The sequence below is a fragment of the Gordonia alkaliphila genome (assembly GCF_039542465.1).
In the GTDB taxonomy this organism is placed as follows: domain Bacteria; phylum Actinomycetota; class Actinomycetes; order Mycobacteriales; family Mycobacteriaceae; genus Gordonia; species Gordonia alkaliphila.
In genome coordinates this window covers 1-19912 of record NZ_BAABIE010000003.1, presented here as the reverse complement: position 1 = coordinate 19912, position 19912 = coordinate 1, and the positions used below count along the sequence as shown (strand labels likewise).

Annotated in this window: 31 protein-coding genes and 1 pseudogene; 16 read left to right on the top strand and 16 right to left on the bottom strand. The window is 67.7% G+C overall.

Translation table 11 applies throughout. The features are described from left to right. Positions 1–31: 31 nt before the first annotated feature. The 5 genes from ABD989_RS03925 to ABD989_RS03905 all read left to right on the top strand — a co-directional run bounded on the left by ABD989_RS03925 (position 32) and on the right by ABD989_RS03905 (position 4895). A complete protein-coding gene (locus ABD989_RS03925; protein ID WP_345312516.1) occupies positions 32–604 on the top strand; it encodes a hypothetical protein in 573 nt (190 codons plus the stop codon). Continuing rightward, positions 601–1512, top strand: a complete 912-nt coding sequence (locus ABD989_RS03920) for a DUF2637 domain-containing protein (RefSeq protein WP_345312515.1) — start codon at positions 601–603, stop codon at positions 1510–1512. Before ABD989_RS03925 ends, ABD989_RS03920 begins: the two co-directional genes overlap by 4 nt. A gap of 976 nt (positions 1513–2488) precedes the next feature. Continuing rightward, the gene (locus ABD989_RS03915) at positions 2489–4156 is read left to right on the top strand and encodes a coiled-coil domain-containing protein (protein WP_345312514.1); all 1668 of its coding nucleotides are present in this window, start codon (positions 2489–2491) and stop codon (positions 4154–4156) included. 23 nt (positions 4157–4179) lie between these two features. Next, a complete protein-coding gene (locus tag ABD989_RS03910) occupies positions 4180–4410 on the top strand; it encodes a hypothetical protein (RefSeq protein WP_345312513.1) in 231 nt (76 codons plus the stop codon). A 5-nt stretch (positions 4411–4415) separates the two neighbouring features. Then, positions 4416–4895 (top strand): hypothetical protein, encoded by a 480-nt coding sequence (locus tag ABD989_RS03905; RefSeq protein ID WP_345312512.1) that lies wholly within the window; start codon positions 4416–4418, stop codon positions 4893–4895. A gap of 62 nt (positions 4896–4957) precedes the next feature. Here the strand turns inward: ABD989_RS03905 and ABD989_RS03900 are convergent, their stop codons facing one another. Both ABD989_RS03900 and ABD989_RS03895 read right to left on the bottom strand, forming a co-directional pair. Next, complete coding sequence (locus ABD989_RS03900; protein ID WP_345312511.1) at positions 4958–6379, bottom strand: TraM recognition domain-containing protein; 1422 nt, start codon at positions 6377–6379, stop codon at positions 4958–4960. Then, positions 6367–6603, bottom strand: a complete 237-nt coding sequence (locus tag ABD989_RS03895) for a hypothetical protein (RefSeq protein WP_345312510.1) — start codon at positions 6601–6603, stop codon at positions 6367–6369. Before ABD989_RS03895 ends, ABD989_RS03900 begins: the two co-directional genes overlap by 13 nt. Positions 6604–6722: 119 nt before the next feature. Between ABD989_RS03895 and ABD989_RS03890 the strand changes: the two genes are divergently transcribed. From ABD989_RS03890 to ABD989_RS03865, 6 genes are all read left to right on the top strand, one after another. After that, positions 6723–6905: a hypothetical protein gene (locus ABD989_RS03890; RefSeq protein ID WP_345312509.1), complete on the top strand. Its 183-nt coding sequence runs from the start codon at positions 6723–6725 to the stop codon at positions 6903–6905. Between the two features lie 134 nt (positions 6906–7039). After that, positions 7040–7741 carry a hypothetical protein gene (locus ABD989_RS03885; protein ID WP_345312508.1) on the top strand — a complete coding sequence of 234 codons (702 nt, stop codon included), beginning with the start codon at positions 7040–7042 and terminating at the stop codon, positions 7739–7741. 1 nt (position 7742) lies between these two features. Beyond that, a complete protein-coding gene (locus tag ABD989_RS03880; protein ID WP_345312507.1) occupies positions 7743–8177 on the top strand; it encodes a hypothetical protein in 435 nt (144 codons plus the stop codon). Between the two features lies 1 nt (position 8178). Beyond that, entirely contained in the window at positions 8179–8457 is a 279-nt protein-coding gene (locus ABD989_RS03875; RefSeq protein ID WP_345312506.1) for a hypothetical protein, read from the top strand. Then, positions 8454–9086, top strand: coding sequence for a hypothetical protein (locus tag ABD989_RS03870; protein ID WP_345312505.1), 633 nt, complete (start codon positions 8454–8456; stop codon positions 9084–9086). Before ABD989_RS03875 ends, ABD989_RS03870 begins: the two co-directional genes overlap by 4 nt. Further along, on the top strand, positions 9079–9981 hold the full coding sequence (locus ABD989_RS03865) for a hypothetical protein (protein ID WP_345312504.1): 903 nt from the start codon (positions 9079–9081) through the stop codon (positions 9979–9981). Before ABD989_RS03870 ends, ABD989_RS03865 begins: the two co-directional genes overlap by 8 nt. A 92-nt stretch (positions 9982–10073) precedes the next feature. Here ABD989_RS03865 and ABD989_RS03860 read toward each other — a convergent pair whose 3' ends face one another. From ABD989_RS03860 to ABD989_RS03840, 5 genes are all read right to left on the bottom strand, one after another. After that, complete coding sequence (locus ABD989_RS03860; RefSeq protein ID WP_345312503.1) at positions 10074–10331, bottom strand: hypothetical protein; 258 nt, start codon at positions 10329–10331, stop codon at positions 10074–10076. 3 nt (positions 10332–10334) lie between these two features. Continuing rightward, the gene (locus ABD989_RS03855) at positions 10335–10724 is read right to left on the bottom strand and encodes a hypothetical protein (protein WP_345312502.1); all 390 of its coding nucleotides are present in this window, start codon (positions 10722–10724) and stop codon (positions 10335–10337) included. Next, on the bottom strand, positions 10721–10858 hold the full coding sequence (locus ABD989_RS03850) for a hypothetical protein (RefSeq protein ID WP_345312501.1): 138 nt from the start codon (positions 10856–10858) through the stop codon (positions 10721–10723). The genes ABD989_RS03855 and ABD989_RS03850 overlap by 4 nt, the downstream gene beginning before the upstream one ends. Positions 10859–10924: 66 nt before the next feature. Then, a complete protein-coding gene (locus ABD989_RS03845; protein WP_345312500.1) occupies positions 10925–11518 on the bottom strand; it encodes a recombinase family protein in 594 nt (197 codons plus the stop codon). Beyond that, positions 11515–11889 (bottom strand): hypothetical protein, encoded by a 375-nt coding sequence (locus ABD989_RS03840; RefSeq protein ID WP_345312499.1) that lies wholly within the window; start codon positions 11887–11889, stop codon positions 11515–11517. The genes ABD989_RS03845 and ABD989_RS03840 overlap by 4 nt, the downstream gene beginning before the upstream one ends. Positions 11890–12194: 305 nt before the next feature. Between ABD989_RS03840 and ABD989_RS03835 the strand changes: the two genes are divergently transcribed. Continuing rightward, complete coding sequence (locus tag ABD989_RS03835) at positions 12195–13334, top strand: DNA-methyltransferase (RefSeq protein ID WP_345312498.1); 1140 nt, start codon at positions 12195–12197, stop codon at positions 13332–13334. Here the strand turns inward: ABD989_RS03835 and ABD989_RS03830 are convergent, their stop codons facing one another. The 8 genes from ABD989_RS03830 to ABD989_RS03795 form a co-directional block, all read right to left on the bottom strand. Further along, positions 13335–13940 (bottom strand): hypothetical protein, encoded by a 606-nt coding sequence (locus ABD989_RS03830; protein ID WP_345312497.1) that lies wholly within the window; start codon positions 13938–13940, stop codon positions 13335–13337. A 50-nt stretch (positions 13941–13990) separates the two neighbouring features. Next, positions 13991–14191, bottom strand: coding sequence for a hypothetical protein (locus ABD989_RS03825; RefSeq protein ID WP_345312496.1), 201 nt, complete (start codon positions 14189–14191; stop codon positions 13991–13993). A 149-nt stretch (positions 14192–14340) separates the two neighbouring features. Further along, positions 14341–14652 carry a hypothetical protein gene (locus tag ABD989_RS03820; RefSeq protein WP_345312495.1) on the bottom strand — a complete coding sequence of 104 codons (312 nt, stop codon included), beginning with the start codon at positions 14650–14652 and terminating at the stop codon, positions 14341–14343. Further along, the gene (locus tag ABD989_RS03815) at positions 14652–15206 is read right to left on the bottom strand and encodes an antirestriction protein ArdA (protein WP_345312494.1); all 555 of its coding nucleotides are present in this window, start codon (positions 15204–15206) and stop codon (positions 14652–14654) included. The genes ABD989_RS03820 and ABD989_RS03815 overlap by 1 nt, the downstream gene beginning before the upstream one ends. 69 nt (positions 15207–15275) lie before the next feature. After that, positions 15276–16385 carry a J domain-containing protein gene (locus ABD989_RS03810; protein WP_345312493.1) on the bottom strand — a complete coding sequence of 370 codons (1110 nt, stop codon included), beginning with the start codon at positions 16383–16385 and terminating at the stop codon, positions 15276–15278. 81 nt (positions 16386–16466) lie between these two features. Beyond that, positions 16467–16763 (bottom strand): helix-turn-helix domain-containing protein, encoded by a 297-nt coding sequence (locus ABD989_RS03805; RefSeq protein WP_345312492.1) that lies wholly within the window; start codon positions 16761–16763, stop codon positions 16467–16469. Positions 16764–16921: 158 nt separating this feature from the next. Continuing rightward, a complete protein-coding gene (locus tag ABD989_RS03800; RefSeq protein WP_345312491.1) occupies positions 16922–17266 on the bottom strand; it encodes a hypothetical protein in 345 nt (114 codons plus the stop codon). 75 nt (positions 17267–17341) lie between these two features. Next, positions 17342–17569, bottom strand: coding sequence for a hypothetical protein (locus ABD989_RS03795; RefSeq protein ID WP_345312490.1), 228 nt, complete (start codon positions 17567–17569; stop codon positions 17342–17344). A 98-nt stretch (positions 17570–17667) separates the two neighbouring features. Here ABD989_RS03795 and ABD989_RS03790 point away from each other — a divergent pair. The 3 genes and pseudogenes from ABD989_RS03790 to ABD989_RS03780 form a co-directional block, all read left to right on the top strand. Next, positions 17668–17802, top strand: a pseudogene (locus ABD989_RS03790) (DUF4244 domain-containing protein); the annotation flags it as partial. Positions 17803–17843: 41 nt separating this feature from the next. Next, a complete protein-coding gene (locus ABD989_RS03785) occupies positions 17844–18176 on the top strand; it encodes a TadE family type IV pilus minor pilin (protein ID WP_246993596.1) in 333 nt (110 codons plus the stop codon). 10 nt (positions 18177–18186) lie between these two features. Then, positions 18187–18516: an Rv3654c family TadE-like protein gene (locus tag ABD989_RS03780; protein ID WP_246993597.1), complete on the top strand. Its 330-nt coding sequence runs from the start codon at positions 18187–18189 to the stop codon at positions 18514–18516. A gap of 189 nt (positions 18517–18705) precedes the next feature. Here ABD989_RS03780 and ABD989_RS03775 read toward each other — a convergent pair whose 3' ends face one another. After that, positions 18706–18864, bottom strand: a complete 159-nt coding sequence (locus tag ABD989_RS03775; RefSeq protein ID WP_246993598.1) for a hypothetical protein — start codon at positions 18862–18864, stop codon at positions 18706–18708. 325 nt (positions 18865–19189) lie between these two features. On the opposite strand from ABD989_RS03775, the gene ABD989_RS03770 reads away from it, so the two are divergent. Then, positions 19190–19807 (top strand): MspA family porin, encoded by a 618-nt coding sequence (locus tag ABD989_RS03770; protein WP_345312711.1) that lies wholly within the window; start codon positions 19190–19192, stop codon positions 19805–19807. Positions 19808–19912 lie beyond the last annotated feature (105 nt).

The window sequence follows — 19912 nt, the reverse complement described above, 5'->3', positions numbered from 1 at the left end:
ATCGAAGGACGACTTTTCAGAGGAGCAAGAGATGAACACCCACGACTACGACCAGATCATCACCGACGCCGCGACGGGGGCGCGGCTCCGCCTGACGCTTGTGCGCGCAGTGGAGGCCGCGAGCGGTCTGCCCTGGGATGCGGCACGCCTGGGCTGGCGGGTCATCGGCGTGTGCGTAGACGAGGAAGCCGCAGGTATCTGTGTGTGCGGTCAGACCGGCCTGCGTTACCTGTACACCATCACCGACAATCGGTCCGGTGCCGAGTTGTACCCGATCGGCAGCGGCTGCATCGCACACTTCGGTGACCTGACGATGGCGTCGGCGGCATCGGACTTCGCGGACATAGCCCTGATGAGGGCGGCGATCACGATACGCGGCACGCTCGACCTCACGCGCGATCTCACCCGCCGTAAGCTGGCCCTGCTGCACTGGTCCGGTCTCCTCAATGCGCGTGAGGTCGAGTTCCTGACATCGATGTTCAACCGTCGCCGCCCAATGACGCCGAGTCAGGCCCGGTGGGTCGAGTCGCTCCTGGGCCGCGTCTCCCGTCAGCTGCGGAGCCCTGACCGGATCACTTCACCCGAGGGAGTGGCGGTCGCATGATCGCGGACACAATGAAACCCGTCGAGACCTACGGCCGGCGGCTCTACGCGAGCGTGTTGGTGTTCGTCTCTTTGCTGTCGGTCGCCGGCAACGCGGTCTATGCGTACGCCGCGCCTCCAGTGACCTCGACGTCACTGTCGCCGGGGTGGGCGGCGGCGGCACACATGATCCCGCCGGTGACATTGCTATTGGTCACGGAGGTGCTCGCGATGGCCAGCACGAAGTTCACCGGAAGGGGTCGTGCGTGGGCCTTGGCCGGCGTGGTGGTCATCGCCGCAGCGGCGTTCGCGCTGTCGTTCGACGCGTTGTTCGTAGTCGCCCAGATGGCGAAGGTTCGCGTCGAGCTGGCGTGGTTGGTGCCGGTGATGCTCGACGTTGCGATCGTCGTGTGCACCGTCCTGGTGCTCATGGCGAGCCGTCAGATACAGCGTGACCGGGTCGCGGGCCTGGGCTCGGTCGACGCTCCGACCGAGCCGGTCGCCCTGACGCCGAACGAGCTGGTCGCTCTGACTCCGGTCGTCCGGTCGGCCGAGCGGCCGACCGATCCCGGGGGCGGCCCGACCGAGCCGGTCGTTCACGGTGCGGCCGAGCCGGTCGCCCGACCGGACGAGTTCCTGACCGACCGCCCGCACGAGCCGGTCGAGCTGGACTCGACCGACGACCTCGACCGGTCGTCCGAGACCAGCTCGACCGAGTGGATCGACCTGGCCGAGCGTGTCCGGTCGACCACGTCGATCACCGCCGACACGGCCGACTTGGCGCGGGTGCTGGAGATGGACGCGGCCGGAGCTTCCCGCGGCGAGATCGCAGGGGAGGTCGGTCGGGCGAAGAGCACCATCGGCGGATGGATCAAGACGGCCGCCGAGGTAGCTCCTGAGCGCCCTCAGCTCACGGCTGTCGGCGACTGACCGCACCGACCACAAAGACCCCGCCTGCCACTGGCCGGCGGGGTCTTGTGCTCTACCCGTGCGAGACCCGTCGATGCCCCTCGACGGCTGGTGCCGATGTCATCGAGCAGGCCCCGGGTCCCGACGTCACCCCCGCGGCGTCGGTGTCGGGGCTGCGCCAGCCAAGCGCGTCGATCTGGGCCTCGACGTGGCCAGCCCGCGGAGCGCCATTGTGGTTAGCGGAAACGACCATCCCGAAGAGGCGATTCCCGGCTCAAACCGGCGCTACCGCGCTAGCTAGAGGGGGTTTCGACCGCCGCGTCACACGCGTCGCGGGGTTGCGCACCCCTGCGATGGCGTCTGACCTGCGGTAACGGATTTTCGGCCGAGGGGGTTGCGCGCCCCCTCGCGGCCCCGCTATAGCCAATTTGCTAGCGCTATAGCGTAAGCAGAGGGGGGTTGCGCACCCCCGCTGACCTGCGGCGATTCGGAAACAGTCGTCGCGACGGGCCCTGGAGCCCCGAAATGACTGAAACCGTGAAAATGGAATAAGAGCGGGTGACGCCACCCGCCGTTACCCCGCAAAAACGCACCAGCTCCTCGGCCACCACGCCGACCACACGCGACGGGCCGCCCCGGGCCCGTTCTATCGGCGTTGTGGGGTAAGCCGAATCGCTGTGACCAGCGGTTTCGACACAGCGGGTTGGGCCGCGCAGCGGCCACCCGGCCCGCAGGGCCGCTTTGCCCCGCAGGGCGCCAGGGGGAAGGGCGAGCGCAGCGAGAGTTTGGCGAGCGCAGCGAGTCCAAACGTCCCTTCCTACGGCGCATAGGAAGGGCTGCGTAACACCTTGTGGTCTATACCCCATAGGGGTATTGTGAACAGCACGGATACCCCCGTTTCGGGCCGATCCCTCGCCGCAGGCGAGGTCCAGGATCGAAGGCCCGACCGAGGGCGCACAGCGCCTGATTCCCACCTGGTGAACGAAGGGAGACCCCCATGGCTGACGTCAAGGCCACGCGCGCCTCGCGCGCGTCGATGAGCTGGGCGACGGTGCAGAGCCAGGGAGCCAGCGGTGATCAATCGGCGCGGCGCAACATCACCTTTGAGGCTCAGCGCAAGACTGCGGGACCGGCCGCCATTGCGCTCTACGCCCGCAAGAACCCTGCGATCAACCCCGCTCGGACGCGCTTGAACGTCGACATGGTGAACGATGGCGCCGGCGGCTTCCGCGAGACTGGTGACATCGAAGAGGTTGTTCGGTACGGCGACGAGCGGGTTGCCCGGGTGGCGGCGAAGCTCAGTGTCGGCAACCGGGTGGCCACGACGACCGTCTACCACGCCCCCTGGGCGTACCTGGAGCCCGACGGGACCACCTACCAGGCGGTGGACAAGAACGGCGATCCCAAGTTCTTCGCGTCGGGCCCCCGCGAGGGCGAACCGGTCATGCTGCCCCGCTACCGGGTGAAGCCCGAGCACCGAGACGAGATGGACCGCTACTTCGCGGCGTGCCTTGAGGCCCATGCGGACATCGCCCCGGGAGGTCACGACGCGATCCACGGGTACAGCATCAACCTGGACGAGAGTCGGCCTCACCTGCAGGTGCTCGGTGACCCGTTCACGGCGGCGCCCAGCAAGAAGAATCCAGACGCGCTGAAGAACGGCTACAGCAAGGCTTTCGGCCGTCACCCCAGCGACGGGCTTGTCCCGTCGCTCGACGGCGAGGGCCAGCCTGTGCTGCTCGCCGACGGTTCCGCCAAGCTGGTCAAGGACACCGCGAGCACGAAGATGCGGCGCTACCACGCCGAGTTCAAGCAGCGGATGATCGACCAGGGCTTCGCGGTCTGCCGCGAACGTGATGAAGCCCGCCATGATCGTCATTTGGAGCTGGGCGACTTCAAGGACCTCCAGCACGACCGGGCGGCGGTTGAGGAGACCGCTGAGTGGCTGGCCGACGAACGGGTCGCTGCCAGCCTCGACGTCGCGGCCGAGTTCGAGGCGCTCGCGGAGCGGGCGCAGGAGCTGAGCGGCGACGAGTTCGAGGTGCGGGTTGAGGAAGCCCGCCTCAACGATCGCCAGCTCCGTCTCACGGCGCGGGAGACACACATCGACACGGAGGTCGCCCGCCGCACCGTGGTCAAGGCCGAGCAGCTCGATCGTCAGCTCGCCGAGGTCCCCGAGGTGAAGCGCAAGGCCAGGGATGAAGGTCTCGCCGAAGGCAGGACCGAGGCCCAGGCCGAGCGTGACGCCGCAGCCGCCGAGCGCGAGGCGGCCGAGCGGGCGCGCCTGACCGCCGCTGAGCACGAGCGGGTTACCAGACAGGCTCGCGAGAAGGCCCTAGCCACCGAGCGGGAGATCGCCGAGCGGCTGGAGGCGACGCCGCGCTACGACCCGCAGGCCGCGGAGGCCCGCGCCCCCGCCGAGCTGATTCGCAATCTTAAGGGCTTGCGCGACCAGACAGGCGAGCCAGTCCTCGCGGTGGCGCACCGAATGGGGCTGGAGAACGCCGAGCGCCAGGGGGGCCGCCCCGGCGGCGTGTCCAAGGAGATGTTCATGACCGAGACAGCGCATCAGCGCGCGGCCCGCAGTCGACGGGCCGCGGACGGTTACGCCGAGCGACTCGGGCAGCAAGCCCAGCAAGACCGCAAGCGCGGACAGCGACAGTAGTAGTTAGTCAAAGGAGCACGGAGATGACTGAGCTGAGCCACGAGAGCGAGGCCCGGCTGGCTGACCGGCAGGCCGACCGCCTGGAAGCCCAGGCCGCCGACCGGGAGGACCGCTCGGCCCGGTGGTACGGCGGCGGGAGCCACGCCTACGTGCTGTCGATGGATACCGCGGCGCGCTACCGCGCTGAGGCCCGGGCGCTGCGAAGCCGGGCGGCATATCACCGCGAGCAGGCCGCTCGCGGCACGAAAGGATGAGTGAGATGGCAGAGGTAGAGGTTGACGTCGAGCGCGTGCGAGCGATCCGCGGGCTGATCGAGAAGGGCGGCACCGCGGCGGTAGAGCATCGTTTCGGGGCCGAGGCTCTCGGCACCGAGGAGTTTCGGGTCGCGCAGAAGCAGACGCGTCAGACCCGCGCACGGCAGCGCGCCGCGGCCGAGCGCCGGATCGCCGAGGTTGAGGAGCAGCGCAATGCCGCCGACGCCCGGCGCGACCGGGCCGAAGCCCGGCGGCGCGAGCAGTTGGAGTCGCAGCGGCGACTCCACGCCGAGGCGGTGACCGACGGTCAGCGGCCCGCCCAGCGATCCGGCCAGGTGCCGGCCGACCGCGACAACGGCGCCCCTGGGCAGGATCGAGCCGACCTCGCCCGTGCGCGCATGGCGGCGTCCCGTGAGCGGGTCCATGCGATGAACGTGATGGCGGCCGAGCGCCGCACCGCTACTCAGCGCGGCCAGCGCATGTAGACCCGACCGCGCAGACAACAAGACCCCGGTGGCATCAGCCACCGGGGTCTTGTGTTGGCCGGCTACCGGGGCCGGTCGACCCTCAGCGTCGTTGAGTCGATGTCCGGCAGCTTCACCAAATGCCCGGGCGTGCCGGCGATGAGCAAGCGACCGTGGCCGCGCGGCGGCAGCAGCGCGGCCGCACTGATGGCGTCCACCTTGTCGCGGCCACCCGAGGCGTGCCCGGCCACATCGGTGGACGCGGTGCCGCGCTCCAGCTGGCCGGCCGCCCAGCTGGCCTGTTCCAGGAACTCCTTCTCCGCAGTACCGGGCGGGAGGATGAGCACTTCCGGGAAGAGGTCTCGCAGCTCGCGCAGGCCGGCGGCACCCCAGCGGCGCTCGAACTGCGATGAGGCCTGCACCGCGGCCATGATGCGGACACCGAGGCCACGGGCTTCACCGATCCAGTTCGACAAGCGGGGCAACGGGCTCGTGTTCGGCAGCTCGTCGACAATCATCAGCAGTGCGGGCAGCTTGCCGACCCGCTTGCGCCAGTGGTTGACGAGCGAGGTCAGCGTGGCCGAGGCGGCCGGTGCCGCGGCACCGGTCAGCGGCGAGACGATGAAGAGGGACGCCCCCTTCTCCTCCAGCATCTCGGGCGTGAACCGAGGAAGACTGCCGTCGCCGGCGACCGCGTCCATGAGCCAGCTCGTGAGCGCGACCTGCATGTTGATACCGATAGAACTGCGCTGCTCGTCCGGGCGGCCCTTCGACGCGATGAGGCCGAGTTCGTGGCGGGAACCGATGCTCTGCAGCCGGTGGATGGCGGTGTCCCACGAGGGTGTCTCCAGGTCCAGCGGCGCGCCCGGATCCGGGTCCAGGCCGCCGGGCGGGGTCTCGATCATGCAGGCCTGCAGCGCCCACCGAATCCCGCCGCCGTCGAGGTCGGCGTTCTGCTCCGCGTCGTAGTAGGTCGTCGCGGCCCGCAGGATGGCGGCCAGCGCCGGCAGTGCGAGCGATTTCCAGAAGTCGCCGTCGCCTCCTCCGCCGCCCTGTCCTGAGCCCGAGGCGAGCGGTCCGACCTCCTGGAGCAACGACGCAAGTTCCATGGCGCTGTCGTCGTTGTGGACCAGGGCCACCGGATCACTAGCCACGCGGGTCACGCGAGCACCGGCCAGCTCGGCATCGTCGACTTCGCCACTCAGGTCCATCAAGTAGCAGGGCCCGTACGTCGCGCGGGTCGGCGCGCAGAGTCCCGCGAGGTCGGCCTTGCTGCTCACGATGACCGCGGGGCGACGGCCCCACTCCAACGCGGCCACTGACAGGACGGTCCGGCTCTTGCCGGACCCGGTGACCCCGGTGACCAGCGCGTGCGGCATGCCAGTGCGGCGGTGCCGGCCGGTCTGAGGATCGAGGCCTACGTACGGCTCGTCCGGCGGCGGTGCCGTCGAGGCGGGTGCCCCGGCGGCCGTCTTCTTGAACACGCCGGCCATCACTTCGCCCACCGCTGCGCGATCGCCCGCCGCGCCCCTGCGGAGACGCGCGCAGCGGCCTCCTCACTCTCACGCTCCATCGCCGCGTCCAGCCGGTCAGCGTGCTCCAGAGCGAAGCGCATCAACCCCCGGCCGAACAGTCCGGCGCTAATCCCACGCGCGCCGGCCGCCTGCCGCAACTGGTCCAGTTCCGCGCTGGTCAGCGGAACGACTTGTCGTGAATCCAAAACGCTCATTCCTCAGATCCTCTCTATCGGTGCAGGTCAAACCTGCTTTTGTGTTGACGACGATACCCCACGGGGGTATGGTTTGACGAACACGATTCGATACCCCCACTGGGTAACAGGAGGACGCGATGGGACATCAGGGAGGCCGCAGAATCAGCGGCCGGATGATCGGGGCGGGGGTAATCGCCGCCGCGGTCTTCGCGGCTGGGGCGGCGTGCGGCGGCGCGCTGTCGGGCGATCACGACCAGGCGCGGATCGAGGCGTGCCTGCCGATCCAGACCGCGACGCAGCTCGCCGAGTGCCTGCGATGAGCGAGCGGGTGGCAGCGGTCCAGCGGTACGTCCGGGCCAAGGCGGACGCGTTTGCCGCGGCACGGGGCGAGTCGCGCTGGGAGTCCGAGCGCGCTGAGCATCTGCGCGATGGTGCGAGAGCAGATACTTCGCGCATGCGTCGGGCAGATCTGCTGACCCGCGCCGCCTGGCGCGCCCAGCGCGGCGGGGCCGGTCTGGCCGGCGCCCCGGTGCACCAGCAGATTCCTGCCCGCGCCTGGCGCCGGTGGACGACCGCGCCGGGTGGCGAGCGGCGTCGCCGCGGGCTTCTCGGGTTCGCGGCACTGGCGACCGCCGGACTGATCGGAATTGGGCTGGGGATCGGCTACGGGGCCTACAGAGCCCTGGAGTGGTCCTCACCCCGGATCGGGCGTCTGTGGTGGTGGCCGTGGGCCGCTGCGGCCGCGCTCCTGGTGATCGCACGATGGCTCTTCACGGACTGGCCGGTGCTCGGTTTCTGGGTGGGGGTCGGGCGCTACTTCCCCAGCTCGTTCATCGGATTCGGCGGCTGGGCTGGCTGGATCTCACTGCAGGTGATCGCGGCGCTCGGCATGGTCGCGTTCCAGATCTGGGCGTGGGGCTGGGCGGGCGTGCCGAAGAAGGCGGTGGCCCCGGCCAGCAAGAACAAGGACGGCTCGTGGCGGGTCACGCCTGATAGCGAGCGACTGGACTTCGCCGTCTACGGCGCAGACGACGCGTACGTGCCGCCGGCCGAGCCGGAGGTACCGACAGCGACAGAACCAGAGGCCCCGTCGTACTGGGGCGCTCTGAGCAATGACGAAGACAGCAACGACAGCAACGACAACAAGGAGAACTGACATGACGATTGATTTCCGACTGCGCCAGGCGCGCAAGGTGATCGGCGGTACCGGTCGCGTAGCGGCGGCCGTTGAGATCGGCCGCGAGGATCGCGAGCGCGCACTGCTCGGGCTGAGCCGCACCGCCTTCACGGTGGCGCTGATCGAGGCCACCGCGGGTGTCGACCAGCAGCCCGAGCTGTGGGCGGCGATGCTGGCCGACGCGCGCCGCGAGCTGGCCGCGTCCCCGATCCCGGCGTCTGATCGTCACGGCCACATCGAGTGGCTGATGAACGAGTACCTGCGCGAATTCCCCAACAGCTCCGAGATCCACGCCCTGGACTGGGTCCTCGGTGATCTCGACGCCGGTATCGCCGCTCCGATGCCCGTCAAGACCGAACTCGACCTGTACGCGGAGGAACTCCTCGCTGACGCAGACGACAACGAGGAGAACTGAGATGGAAGCTGAGGACTTCGAGGCTTCACGCCGGGAGCAGACGCTCGCGGCCGCGACCGGCATCGCAGCGATGGAGGCGTTCTACGCCGTCGACACGACGGCCTCGGCCTGGCCGGACCAGCTCGCGGCTGCGCGCAGCGCGTTCTACGCGAAGAACCGCACGACCGACGATGTCGTGGAGCCTCTGCGTCGGATCGCCGAAGAGATCAATCTGCTGACCGAGGGGCATGGCTCGATCGTCGTGCACCTCGCGATCGAGAACAAGGAGAAGAAGGCATGAGCACGAACCAACCTGTCCAGGTCCACATCCAGACCGGCACTGGCGAGATCTTGCGGATCGTCGCCACGCTGCTGCTGTTCGGCGGCGCGGGGGCGATCGCTTGGACCGTGGCGCAAGGGCCGAACGCCGAGATGGCCGCCAGCGGCCTCTCGATGATGATCGTCATGATGGTGAAGCTCTCTTACGCTCGCGGGCGGATCTCAATCCCCAAGGGCGACAACGGGACTGATGAGTTCGCCGTCACCAAGGGCGTCGTCTCGCAGGTCGCTGGTGAGTACGCGGCGTGGATGGCGAAGGCGAGCATGCCGGTCATGGCGCTCATCGCGGCCGGCTACGCGATCGGGTTCCTCATCCTGCGCGCCGGCGTCGCCGCTGCGCTCGGAGTGTTCTCGAACCTCTATGTGGCCGGGGGTGCCGCCGCGATGGCCGGCGCGCTCGTGGTCTTCCCGAGCTTGGTGCCGAACATGATCCGCGGCTTGAAGAGCAGGGGCGTCGTCACCGATCCTGTCGCAACTCCGGCACCCGCGCCTGCACCTGTGGCCCAGGCACCGGCACCGGCACCGGCTCCCGCGCCGGTCAAGAAGGTCGTCAAGAAGGTCGTGAAGGTTCAGGGGGTCGACAATGTCTGACGGTTACGAGGAGGTCGAAGTCGAGATTTACGAGCAGGCGGACGGCACCTTCGTCGACATCGACGGCAATCCTGTCGACGAGAACGGTGACCCGCTCCATACGGTCGATGACCCCGCTCCGGCGCCTGCGGCGCAGCCGCCGGCAGACGGTGGCGGTGCTGAGCAGAAGGTCGGCAAGGCCCCGAAGTTGTTGATCGCGGGGGCCGCCGTAGCCGCACTCCTGGTGGGCGGCGGCCTTGCGTACGGCTTGTCCGCCGTCGGTGACCAGAACACCGTCTCCGACGTGAAGGATGCGGCCTCAGCCAAGTCGTCACAGGCTCGCGCTGCGGTGAGCAGCAAGAAGAGCGAGGTGGTTAGCGATGTCGACGCGTGCACAGCCTCTGGCCTTGGTTCCGCGATGGTCAGTGGCTCGGGTACCCCGGCCATGCAGTTGGACGTGCTGTCGTCCGCGCCGCTGCCCGCCGCGTTCGTCGAGGCACAGACCAACGCCGATGGGGTCACCGGGCAGCTTGGTCTGCTGCAGTTGAGCAAGAACACCTGGGGCGCCTATGCCGAGGTCTTGCTGACCCGAGCCGAGAAGAAGGCCCGGGTCGACAAAGCTGGCTGGTGGAAGGCCGATGTGACCGTCGATGGTGACAAGGTCGCCGTCACCGGTGACCAGGCGTGGCCCGGTGGCGACGACGCGGGTGCGGGTTCGTGTCAGCCGGGCGCTGCCGGCGTCTACGCCGTGACGGGGAAGGTGCCGACCGACGCGGCGGGCCTGGTCGACGGACAGGCACAGGTCGACGCAATCCAGGGCGTCGCCGGGAGCGAAACACGTGCGCTCGCCGTGATGGGCGACTCGGTAGTCCTCGTCGAGCTGGCCGAGGTCCCGGACGCGGACGACCACGAGTAGACCGAGCAGACGTAGAGGAAGGGAAGACCCCCGCAGCCGATGGCTGCGGGGGTCTTCTGCTGGCGGGGCCACGAACCCCGCCCGGGAGGGGGTCAGGTTCGGCGCGCGACGATGACGCGCAGCTCGAGCATGTCGGCGATGACCGTTGTATGGAGAAGCTCTTCGTCACGCCAACGCAGGACGACGGCGATTTCCGCAAGCGCGTTATCGCCGGGCTCGCTGAGGTCAGTGCTGCGCAGCCCCGTGACGAGCCCGGTCAACTCCGCGCCGAGATCTAACAGAACGTCACCCCGCCGGAGTTCGTGAGCAGCAAGGATCTCGAAGCCAACCAGCTCGGGCTCGAAGCTCAACAGTCAGCCCTCCGCAACGTGTTCGTAGCCGACCAGTCGTCCGAATTGCATTGGTGCAGTCAGAACTTCGATGTAGTAGGTGGCGCGGGTGTTCGCATATTCCGGCCCCTCCCCCGTGAACGGCAACAGTTGACCTGCCGCCCAATCATCGAGCAGTTCTGCGTCGGCGAGCACGTCGGCGGCCGGGGCATCGACGGTGACAGCCATGTCGTGGACATGCTGTGCCGAGGGATAGACGTTGGTGACTCGGATCATGAGCGCGATTCGATCGATCGCCTCGGCACCGGCGCGCTGTTCCATGACTTCGGCGTACGGCATACCGCGAGCACCGGGAGCCAGATCACCGTTGGTGATGAGCGCTTCTATGCGGCGCGCTTGCGCTGGCGTGGTCATGCCGACTCCTTCCACGGCAGGAACGAGACAAGCCGCTCGCTGTCGATGCTCTCGCCGGCGACGTCGATGCCGACGGTGCGCAGGGCCTCGCGCGCGAGCTCCTGCGTTGTGCGGGCTGTGGGTGGTGCAGACATATGAAAAGGGCCTCCTCGGTTGGTTCCGAGGAGGCCCTTGGTGGCGGCTGCGCCGCCGCGAGTCGATCAGTCGTTGGCGTACGTGTACACGGTCTGGCGGGAGACGTTGAACTCCCGCGCGAGGTCGGCGACGCGCTCGCCAGCGGCCTTCCGGCGGACCAGCTCGGCAGCCTGGTCGGCGTCGAGCTTGGGCTTGCCACCCCGGTACTTGCCCTGGGCCTTGGCAATCGCGATCCCCTCTCGCTGGCGTTCGAGGATCAGCGACCGCTCGAACTCAGCGACCGCGCCCAGTAAACTCAACATCAAGTTGCTCATCGGCGAATCCTCGCCGGTGAACGTCTGCCCTTCCTTGACGAACCGAACCCGGACACCACCCTTATGCTCGATCTTGCGGCCGTCGATAGTCATGGTCCCGCCGGTGGTGAGGGCCCGGACGATTGCGCGCAGGTCGTCGAGGTTCCGAGCGAGCCTGTCCATCGAGTGCACGACCAGCTCGTCCCCCTTGCGGGAGTGAAGGATCGCCTCGTACAACTGTGGGCGGGCCGTGTCCTTGCCCGACGCCTTGTCCTCGAAGACCTCGTCGAGGGTCTCGCCGTCAAGCTGTCGGTCAGTCTTCTGGTCGACGGAGCTGACTCGTTTGTATCCGATCCGCTCGCTCATGCGACCGCCTTCGGTGCCCACGCGGCCGGGGCCGCCGCCAGGCCGTCGCGCCCGACGGCGTTCAGCACCGCGGCGAAGGAACGGGCGCGCAGTTCCTCGGGATCGAGGCCGGCGGTCATCACGAGCGCGGTCGGATCGGACTGGAAAGCCTCCAGCGCGTCCAGCGCCCGCCACACCGCGGCACTGTCCACCTTCGGCAAACTCTTGCCGCCGAGGCCCTTGAGCCGGCGGGCGACGATGGTGCGCTGGCCTTCGGTCAGTGCTTCAAGCTGGTCGCGGCGCTGGATCACGTCGCGGCCGGCGCGGTGGATGCGGATGCTGTAGCCGGCGTCGGCGGTGCCCTGGCCGGTGATGTGGGTGACTTCGTTCATGATGGCCTCCTGTCGTCCGCGTCTGTCGCGGCACTTCGTGTTTGTACAAACCAAGTCTATAACGTCGCCTTGATTGTGTCAAGTGATTGCCAAACCCACTTCGTTTTGACGGATAATCCGACATTCGGTGGCGTCAGGCAGGGGTACACCCTGGTGGAACCGGATGTATGGGTGCTGGGCTCCCTATGGGCGCGAGCCGACTCACGGCGCGGACGCTGGTCTAGGCGTTGGCCGGGACCGGAGTTGCCGTCTCGGTGCCGAAACTCCTAGGATTGACGTCCAGACGTCAAAAGCGGAGGTTCACAGTGGCAGAGCGTCAGCGGCCCGGCGAGGTGCGGGATGCGATCGTCGCCTACTTCGAGGAGATCAACGCGGACGCATCGGCGGCGGAGGTCTGCGCGGGGGTTTCGGCAAAGCTCGGCAGGGCGGTCCCGGCGTCGTCGGTGCGATCGTACCTTGGACTGAACACGCCAGACATGTTCGAGCGCGTCGGTCGGGGCCGCTACGCGCTGGCCAACCAGTCAGCGCGCGCACCCAAGACCGACACGGCAGAGTCGGCGCCGGTGGCGTTCGAGTTCGGGCAGGCCTCGCTGTACCAGGCCGACGCGCTCGACTGGCTGCGGGCACGCGAGCCGCGATCGATCCACGGGGTGGTGACTGATCCGCCGTACGGCCTGGTCGAATACACCAATGCCCAGCAGGCGAAGCTCCGCGCTGGCAAGGGTGGAGTTTGGCGCGTGCCGCCTTCGTTCGACGGGCACAAGCGGGCGCCGTTGCCTCGTTTCACCACGCTGTCCTCGGCGGAACTCGATTCACTCGAACGGTTCTTCCGCGAGTTCGGCGAGGCGCTGCTGCCAGCGCTCGTGCCGGGTGCGCATGTCGTGGTGGCAGCGAACCCGCTGGTCTCACATCTCGTGTCTTACGCCCTCGGGCGCGCCGGCCTGGAGCGCCGCGGCGAGATCGTGAGGTTGGTGCAAACAATGCGTGGCGGCGACCGACCGAAGAATGCCCACGAGCTGTACCCCGACGTGTCGGTGATGCCCCGGAGTATGTGGGAGCCCTGGCTGCTGTTCCGCAAGCCGGTCGAGGGGACCGTAGCGCAGAACCTGGCCGAGTGGGGCACCGGTGGCCTGCGCCGGGTGTCAGATGACCTGCCGTTCGGCGACGTCATCCGCTCGGCCCCTACCAACCGCAGGGAGCGGACCATCGCGGCCCACCCGTCGCTTAAGCCGCAGGCATTTCTGCGCCAGGTTGTGCGCGGGGTCCTGCCAATGGAAAAGGGCGTAGTCCTGGACCCCTTCGCCGGGTCGGGATCGACACTGGCGGCAGCCGAGGCTGTGGGCTACCAGAGTATCGGCGTGGAGCGAGACCCCGCCTACATCGAGGTGGCGAAGTCGAGCATCAAGGCGCTGTCGGAGTTGAAGGTCCAGTACCCGACGGTCTGATCAGTCCTTGTCCAGGTAGACCCAGCTCTCGCGGAGCTTGGCAATGCCGTCTCGATCGAGGGTCGAGGTCCGGGTACCCAGCTCACCGCGCTCGTTGCGGCGAAAGTCGTCGGGGACCACTTCGCCGAGATATACCTCGGTGAAGGTCAACGGATGCCGGTCGGTGGCGGGCTCGGTCGTGTTGTCCACGGTGTAGACGAAGACACACATCCACTGCTTGCGAGCGCCGTGGGTGTCCACGGCACCGCCTTTGTTGCGCGTGGACTTGATCTCCACACCTTCACTACCAGACTTGACCTTGTCGTTTGGGTAGACGCCGCGCACGAGCAGGTCAGGGTGACCGTTGTGATACGTGTTCACAGTCAGCGAGCGCGAGTGTTTGGCCAACGATTCGGTGAGCATGTCGGAGATCACGCCCGAGCAGATCGCGGGACGGAGCATGTCGTCCAGTCGGGGCAGGCTCCTGTCCTGGAAGTGGACGTTCACGTCGTAGAAGAAATCGTAGACATCCTGCATTGCGCCCTGGAAGTCAAGGACACGCAGGTTGTAGGGCAAGGACGGTGCGGGGTTGAACTTGTCGGTGTCGACCAGCTGCCTCGTAATCATGACGTCAGACTTTAGCTGACGGTGTGTCACAAGCCCGGGCGAACAGCAGGTCAGGCGTGGTGCGGACCGAACTCGTCGAGCGCTGCGGCAATGGCCCGATCCAACCGCTCCTGCACGTCGGCCGGCAGCTCGTCGACGGCGGCCACGGCCAGCTCGGCCTGCGCCAGCGCGTTAATCCGGTTGCCTATCCCCCGCGTCGCATGAAACTCCGCGTCAATCGCGGCCTGAGTCATCGACTCGTCGTCATTCACCGACCCAGTACACCGCACCCCGCAACCCACCGCAGCAGATCCGTGGCCGGCGGCGACGAAGGAGCCGCCTGCCACGGGTGCCCCCGGCAGGGGCGTCAGGTCTACGAGAAAAGGAAGAACCCGCACCCGACATGGGTGCGGGTTCAGGGTCAGCAGGAAGTAGTCAGGACGTACACCGGTGCGATCCCCAGCTCGTCGAGCAGGTCGAACGCGCCGATGCCGCGGTGGTTCGGGAACAGGGCGTCGAGCCGCTGGCCCTCCGACAGGGCCTCCCGTTCGGGGTCACCGGCACGCGCGGCGCAGACGGCATGGATGCGGTCGATCACATCGGTGCGGAGGCCCCCGGCTGCAGCGGTGAAACCGACTGTGGCACCTTGCGCTGCAGCGTCGGCGGTGACGCCGAGCAGCCAGGCTTCGGGGACGAGCTCGAGTGCGGCTGTCAGGTAATCCGTGCTGGCCATCAGTAGTTCCGGAACACGAAAACAGTGCCGCAGCCAGCAGTTTCGACGCTGTAGTCGGTCTCCAGATCACGAATCCACGCGTCCCAATGGAAGTAGCGTTCGACCTCTTCGGGTACGCCCTGCAGCAAGCCGGTGTCCTCGGCAAACTGAAACCCATAGTCGCGGAATGAGTTCCACTCGCCGCAGTACCGCTCGTGAAAGTCGCTGACCACCGGGAAGTCGGTGTCTCCCTCGGCGGAGTACGCGCCGGACCGGACCCAGGCACACAGCGCCGGCCACTGTGTCGCGCCGACTTCCTCGTAGATCTCGCCCCAGCGGCTCGCCTCGCTCAGCGAAGGCTCGCCCGTGGTCGGCAAGCCATCGACATCCATGCACGTAAATTCCTCGCAGCCCTCGGCCGCGGGGTCGATGTCGGACTCGGCGTGGATCTGCTCGGCGGTGATGCTGGCCGCGTCGACGGCGTCGACCCAGATGCCGACAAGGCGCCCTGCGGAGTAACAGCTTTCGCACCCGACCCAGACGCGGGGCGGGGACGTTTCGGTGGTTGTGGACATGACAAAGCCCTCCTCGAATCGGTCTCGAGGAGGGCTTTGTCGGCGGCTATGCCGCGGGGGCGGCGGGAGTCATGCAGGTTGGTCGCACTGCTCTGCGTACGGCGCCAGGTCGGTGGTCGATGTGATCCAAAAATACCCGGCCTTGTAGAGCTTGGCCGAACCGCGCATGAGCACCCAATACACGTTTTCATCGAACGCGTCAGGCAGGATCTGCAAGGCGAAATTCTGAGTTGGCTTGGTGCCTGCCGCGACAGACGGAATCGTGACGCCGTCCTTTGCCTCGATCCGGTAGTAACCCGACGTAAGTGTCCGCTGTTGCAGATCGAACGGCTTGGGGATCTGGCTGGCCTGATCGGGCGCATACGCGTTCGACGAGACGAGCTGCCCGCCTCGGGAGAGCACCGCGACGTTCATGCGCACCGTCTCGCGCGTCCAACCCTTCAACGGAGTCGCCAGATTCACGCCCACGTTCTTGTCCTGGTACTGGGCGAGGCCGACCGTGGTCGAAACGAAGTAGTAGGGGGTGTTGGCGGTGCTGAGGGTCTCGAGACCGGTGAGAGCGTCGAAGGCTGGCGGCAGGTCGATCGCCTGCTCCAGAAGGAAGGCTCGGGCTGGCCGAGCATCCGGATCCTTGAACCGCTCCACGGGCCAGTCGGCGCTCTTCCCGCTGTACAGACCCTTTCGGTCCATGCGCCCGCACATGAACTCGTTGCCGGCGGCGTCGGTGTACAAATCCCCGTCCTTTGTGGTGCCGCTGCTTCGGTCAGCAGCGGTGGAAGAACTGCCATCCCCGCCGCTACCGCTGGACGTGACTGCAACGATGACCAGAACAAGAACAAGAGTGAGGGCTGCAGCAACGGCGCTGAGAGTGATAATCCGCTGTCGCCCGGCACCCGTGAATCGGGCGAATCCGGACGGCTGTGGGGTTGCCATCGCGAGGTTGTGCAGCTCGGGCGGCGTCCACGGACGTGCGGCCGGATCGTTGAGGCGGGCGTCGTACGCTGCCTTCTTGCCCGGATCGCCGAGGACGGCACGGGCCTGCTCCAACGGGATACGCGCGGGCCCGGGCGGGGTCCGGTCAATGCGGTGCGACAGCTCAGCGGCAAGGTCGCGAGGTGACGCCGCGCGATCGAGGCCAAGAGCGGCGTAGAAGTCGACAGATGGTGGCATTTCGGGCATGGAGTACCCCTTCGAGGTGTGAGTGAGATCGACCGGCGTGCTCGTGTCGGTCGTTGAGAAGAGCCCCGGAAGCGCCGGAATCTAGGCGTCGCCGAGGGTTTCGGCCGCGTCGACGTCGGCCTCGGCCAGCTGGAAGAAGGCACTCGGGCGCAGGCCGAGTGCCACGCAGATGTCCCACAAGCGATCGCTGGCGATGCCGGCGTCACCGGCTTCGAGGCGGGCGACGGCGCTCCGGCTCATTGATGCGGCCTCGGCGAGTTCAGTCTGTGTCAGTCCTGCCGACTGGCGCGCGGCCACGAGCGCCGCGGCGAGCGCCTGCCTACGCACAGCCCGGACCCGCCGCTGAGCGGCGGTCAGTTGGGCGTCGGGTGCGGGCACGGCCCGATTGTTTCACGGCCCCCGTGGCACAGCCATGCATGATCGCCCCCCCCTGAGTCACTATGTAGCCGTACGGCTACATAGTGAATATGTCGGATGATCCGTCAAAACACAAGAACCAGAGTCGTTCGGCTGAACGACTCCGGTTGAGCCAGCTGCTACGGGCCTTCCCCGGGCCGCTCCGCGGCCACGGGGTGGTTGATCGCGCCGGGGTCGGCGACGAGCTGTGCCATGCGCAGCGAGACAATCCGGCGCTCGGCGACGTGGAGTTCGGCGGCGTCGGTTAGTCCGAGCAGATTGCCCTTGATGGCCTCACCAGTCCGGATCGGCCCGCCACGCGCGGCGGCGAGTTCGGCGAGGACAGCCTCCTTCTCCTGCTCGACGGTCGTCGCACCGCGAAGGACGCGACGCAGGGCGGCGAGGTCACCGCCGGTTATGCGGAAGCCGGCATGCGCCTGGATGGCAGCGACCCGCTCGATGATTCGGTCCTCGTTCACTTTCACAGCGAAGCTCCTTGATTCGACGTTGATGCGGCCAGCGGCCTGCCGCGTGCGGCCGGCCGCCGTATCCGTGGGCGCTCAGTCGTTTTCCCGAGTCAGCTCGCGCGCGATGATGGCCTCGACGGATGTGTCGTCGAGGATGTCGTCGACCATCTGGGCGATGGTGGCCTCGTCGGGGACGAAGTCCTCGTGGATGGCCGAGCCGACCGAGCCGATGAAGCTGGCGCGAGCCGGCGCGTCGAGGCGGGCCAGGGAGTCCGCGCAGGCGTCCTTCCAGTCGCGGCCGTCGGGCAGGGTGTAACTCATGATGGGGTCCTTACTGTTGCGGGTGGCGGCGGTATGCGGGGTTAGCGCCAAATCTAGGAAATAGCCCTGACCAGGGAGTATGTCGGGTGTAAAAACACACAGTCGAGTATGCCATAGGCACGGTCGCGGCCGCCGCGTTCGGCGCGATTCTGTACACCGTCATCAGCGGCGACAACGTGGTGAGTGCGTTGACCGGCATCATCAGCCGGGCACTGTCCACGTCGATTGGATGAGGACGTCGTGGTGTCGACGGCTTGCCGCGGACGAGACGGGGATGGTGACGGTCGAGGCCGCCTATGCGCTCGCGGCACTCGCGGTGTTCGTCGTGCTCGGCGTGGCGGCGATCGGCACCGTCGCAGCGCAACTGCGGTGCACCGATGCGGCTCGTGAGGTGGCTCGACTCTCCGCGGCCGGCGACAGTGAGGCCCAGGCGGTGGGTGCGCGGGTTGCGCCGAAGGGGTCGCGGATCGAGGTGCACCGTCAGGGTGAGCAGGTGGTGGCGATCGTCAGCGCGAAGGTTCCGCTGTTGCCGTTGTTCGACGTCTCGGCGCACAGCGTGGCGGCGATGGAACCGGACGGGGTCGAGGCGGCGACTGTGGGCGAATGACGACGGCTCGGTGACGGTGGCGGCGGCCCTGACGATGGCCGGGCTGGCGGCGTTGTTGATCGCGATCGTCTACCTGGGTGCGGGTGTGCTGGCCCGCCACCGGGCGCAGAACGCTGCCGACCTGGGGGCGCTGGCCGCGGCGTCGGCGCACGTGCGTGGGGACGAGCGGCCGTGTGCGCGGGCGCGGGAGATCGCCGACGCGCAGGAGGGGCCGCCGCGGGTAGTGCGGTGCGAGGTGGACGGCCAGGACCTGCTGATCGAGGTGGTGGTGCCGGTCCGCCTGGGGCAGTGGGGCCTGCGGTCGGCCACCGCCCGCGCCCGTGCGGGGCCGACGGAGTGACGCGGGGGTGGATCTCGCAGGTTCACTGGCACAGAGGACGCCTCCGTGGTCATAGTGACCAAGGAGGCCCCGTATATGCCAGTGAAGTCGGGGGAGCCGCGTCGTCGGCGCACCAGGAGACAAGGCGGCAGTCGGGCACAAAGGCTGACGCGGGTGTTGGTCGGTGCCGCGAACGGCGGCCGAGTGGAGTCAGGCGGGGTTGGGGACGTTTCGGAAGGGGGCGTCGGGTTCGTCGACCTCGCCCTGGGCGGCGAGGCCGGCTCGGGTGGAGAGGGCCTTGTTGCGCAGGAACAGCGAGAGGATGAAGCCGACGGCGGCGCCGATCTCGCGCAGGAAGTTGTTGGTCACCGACGTTCCACGATGATCTGCAGGTGTTCCGCGAGGCCGAGGTTCGAGGGAGTCGCCGCCTCCGCTCGATGGTTCCGGTGCGCAGGCCGTCTGCTTCAGCGAGGTAGCCGACTGTGCAGTCCGGGCCAGCCGCGTCGTCAGCCGATGTCGCCGGTCCATGACTCGGGCAGCAGGTTGAGCACGTCGTAGAGCGAAAAATTCCGGACCGGAATTTGATTTCTTCCCTCTACCTGCTTGTTTGAGGATCTACCGCCCCGATGGTTGACATCGCGCCCCTACCGTAGGCGCGGGGGCTTACCCGTAGAACACTAGGAAGTTCGGAGTGATGATGAGACGACCATTCACCCTTCTGCTCGCCCTGCTCGGCGCGCTGTCGATGACCGCGCTGTTGGCCGGTGGGCCAGCCGGGGCGAAGACCCACCAGACTCGCGAGGGGTTGGCGATCGCGTTGTCTGCGGTGCAGCAGTCGGCGAGTGCGGTTTCGCCGCTGGACTCCTCGCCCCTGTCCGGGCAGGCGCTGTTGTCCTCGAACGTGCATGCGGCGATCGGGAACATCGACGGCAAGAACGTGCGCGCCACACTCGAGGTCGGCTATAGGATCGGCTACCCGGTATCGGTCGCCCCCAACGGAGTGAAAGTCACCGCGCACACCCCCGAGCTCAAGCTCACCGGCGGGGTCAACGCCAAAGTCGCCCCGGAAGTCACCATCTCGGGCTCAGGAGGCGGCGCCAAGTTCGGCGACCTCGGAGCCCAAGCGGGCGTTGAAGCGAACGTGATTCCATCCGCAGACCTGGAGTTCGAGATCCAGGCCGGGAAGATCGCCACCGTCACCCTGGCTGAGGTCGCGTTGACACAGCCTGTGGCCGACATCGTCCTGTCCGGTGTGGAGCTCAATGTCACCAACGCGCTCGGCCCGATTAGCCTCGAAATTTCATCGGGGTGACGTCCTGGCCTGTGCGGTTTCGGATGGGGGCTGCGCGGCAGAGTATGCCTGGCGGGTACGACAAGGTGGCCGAGCGTCGGTGCGTCCGGGTTCCACATCACCGGA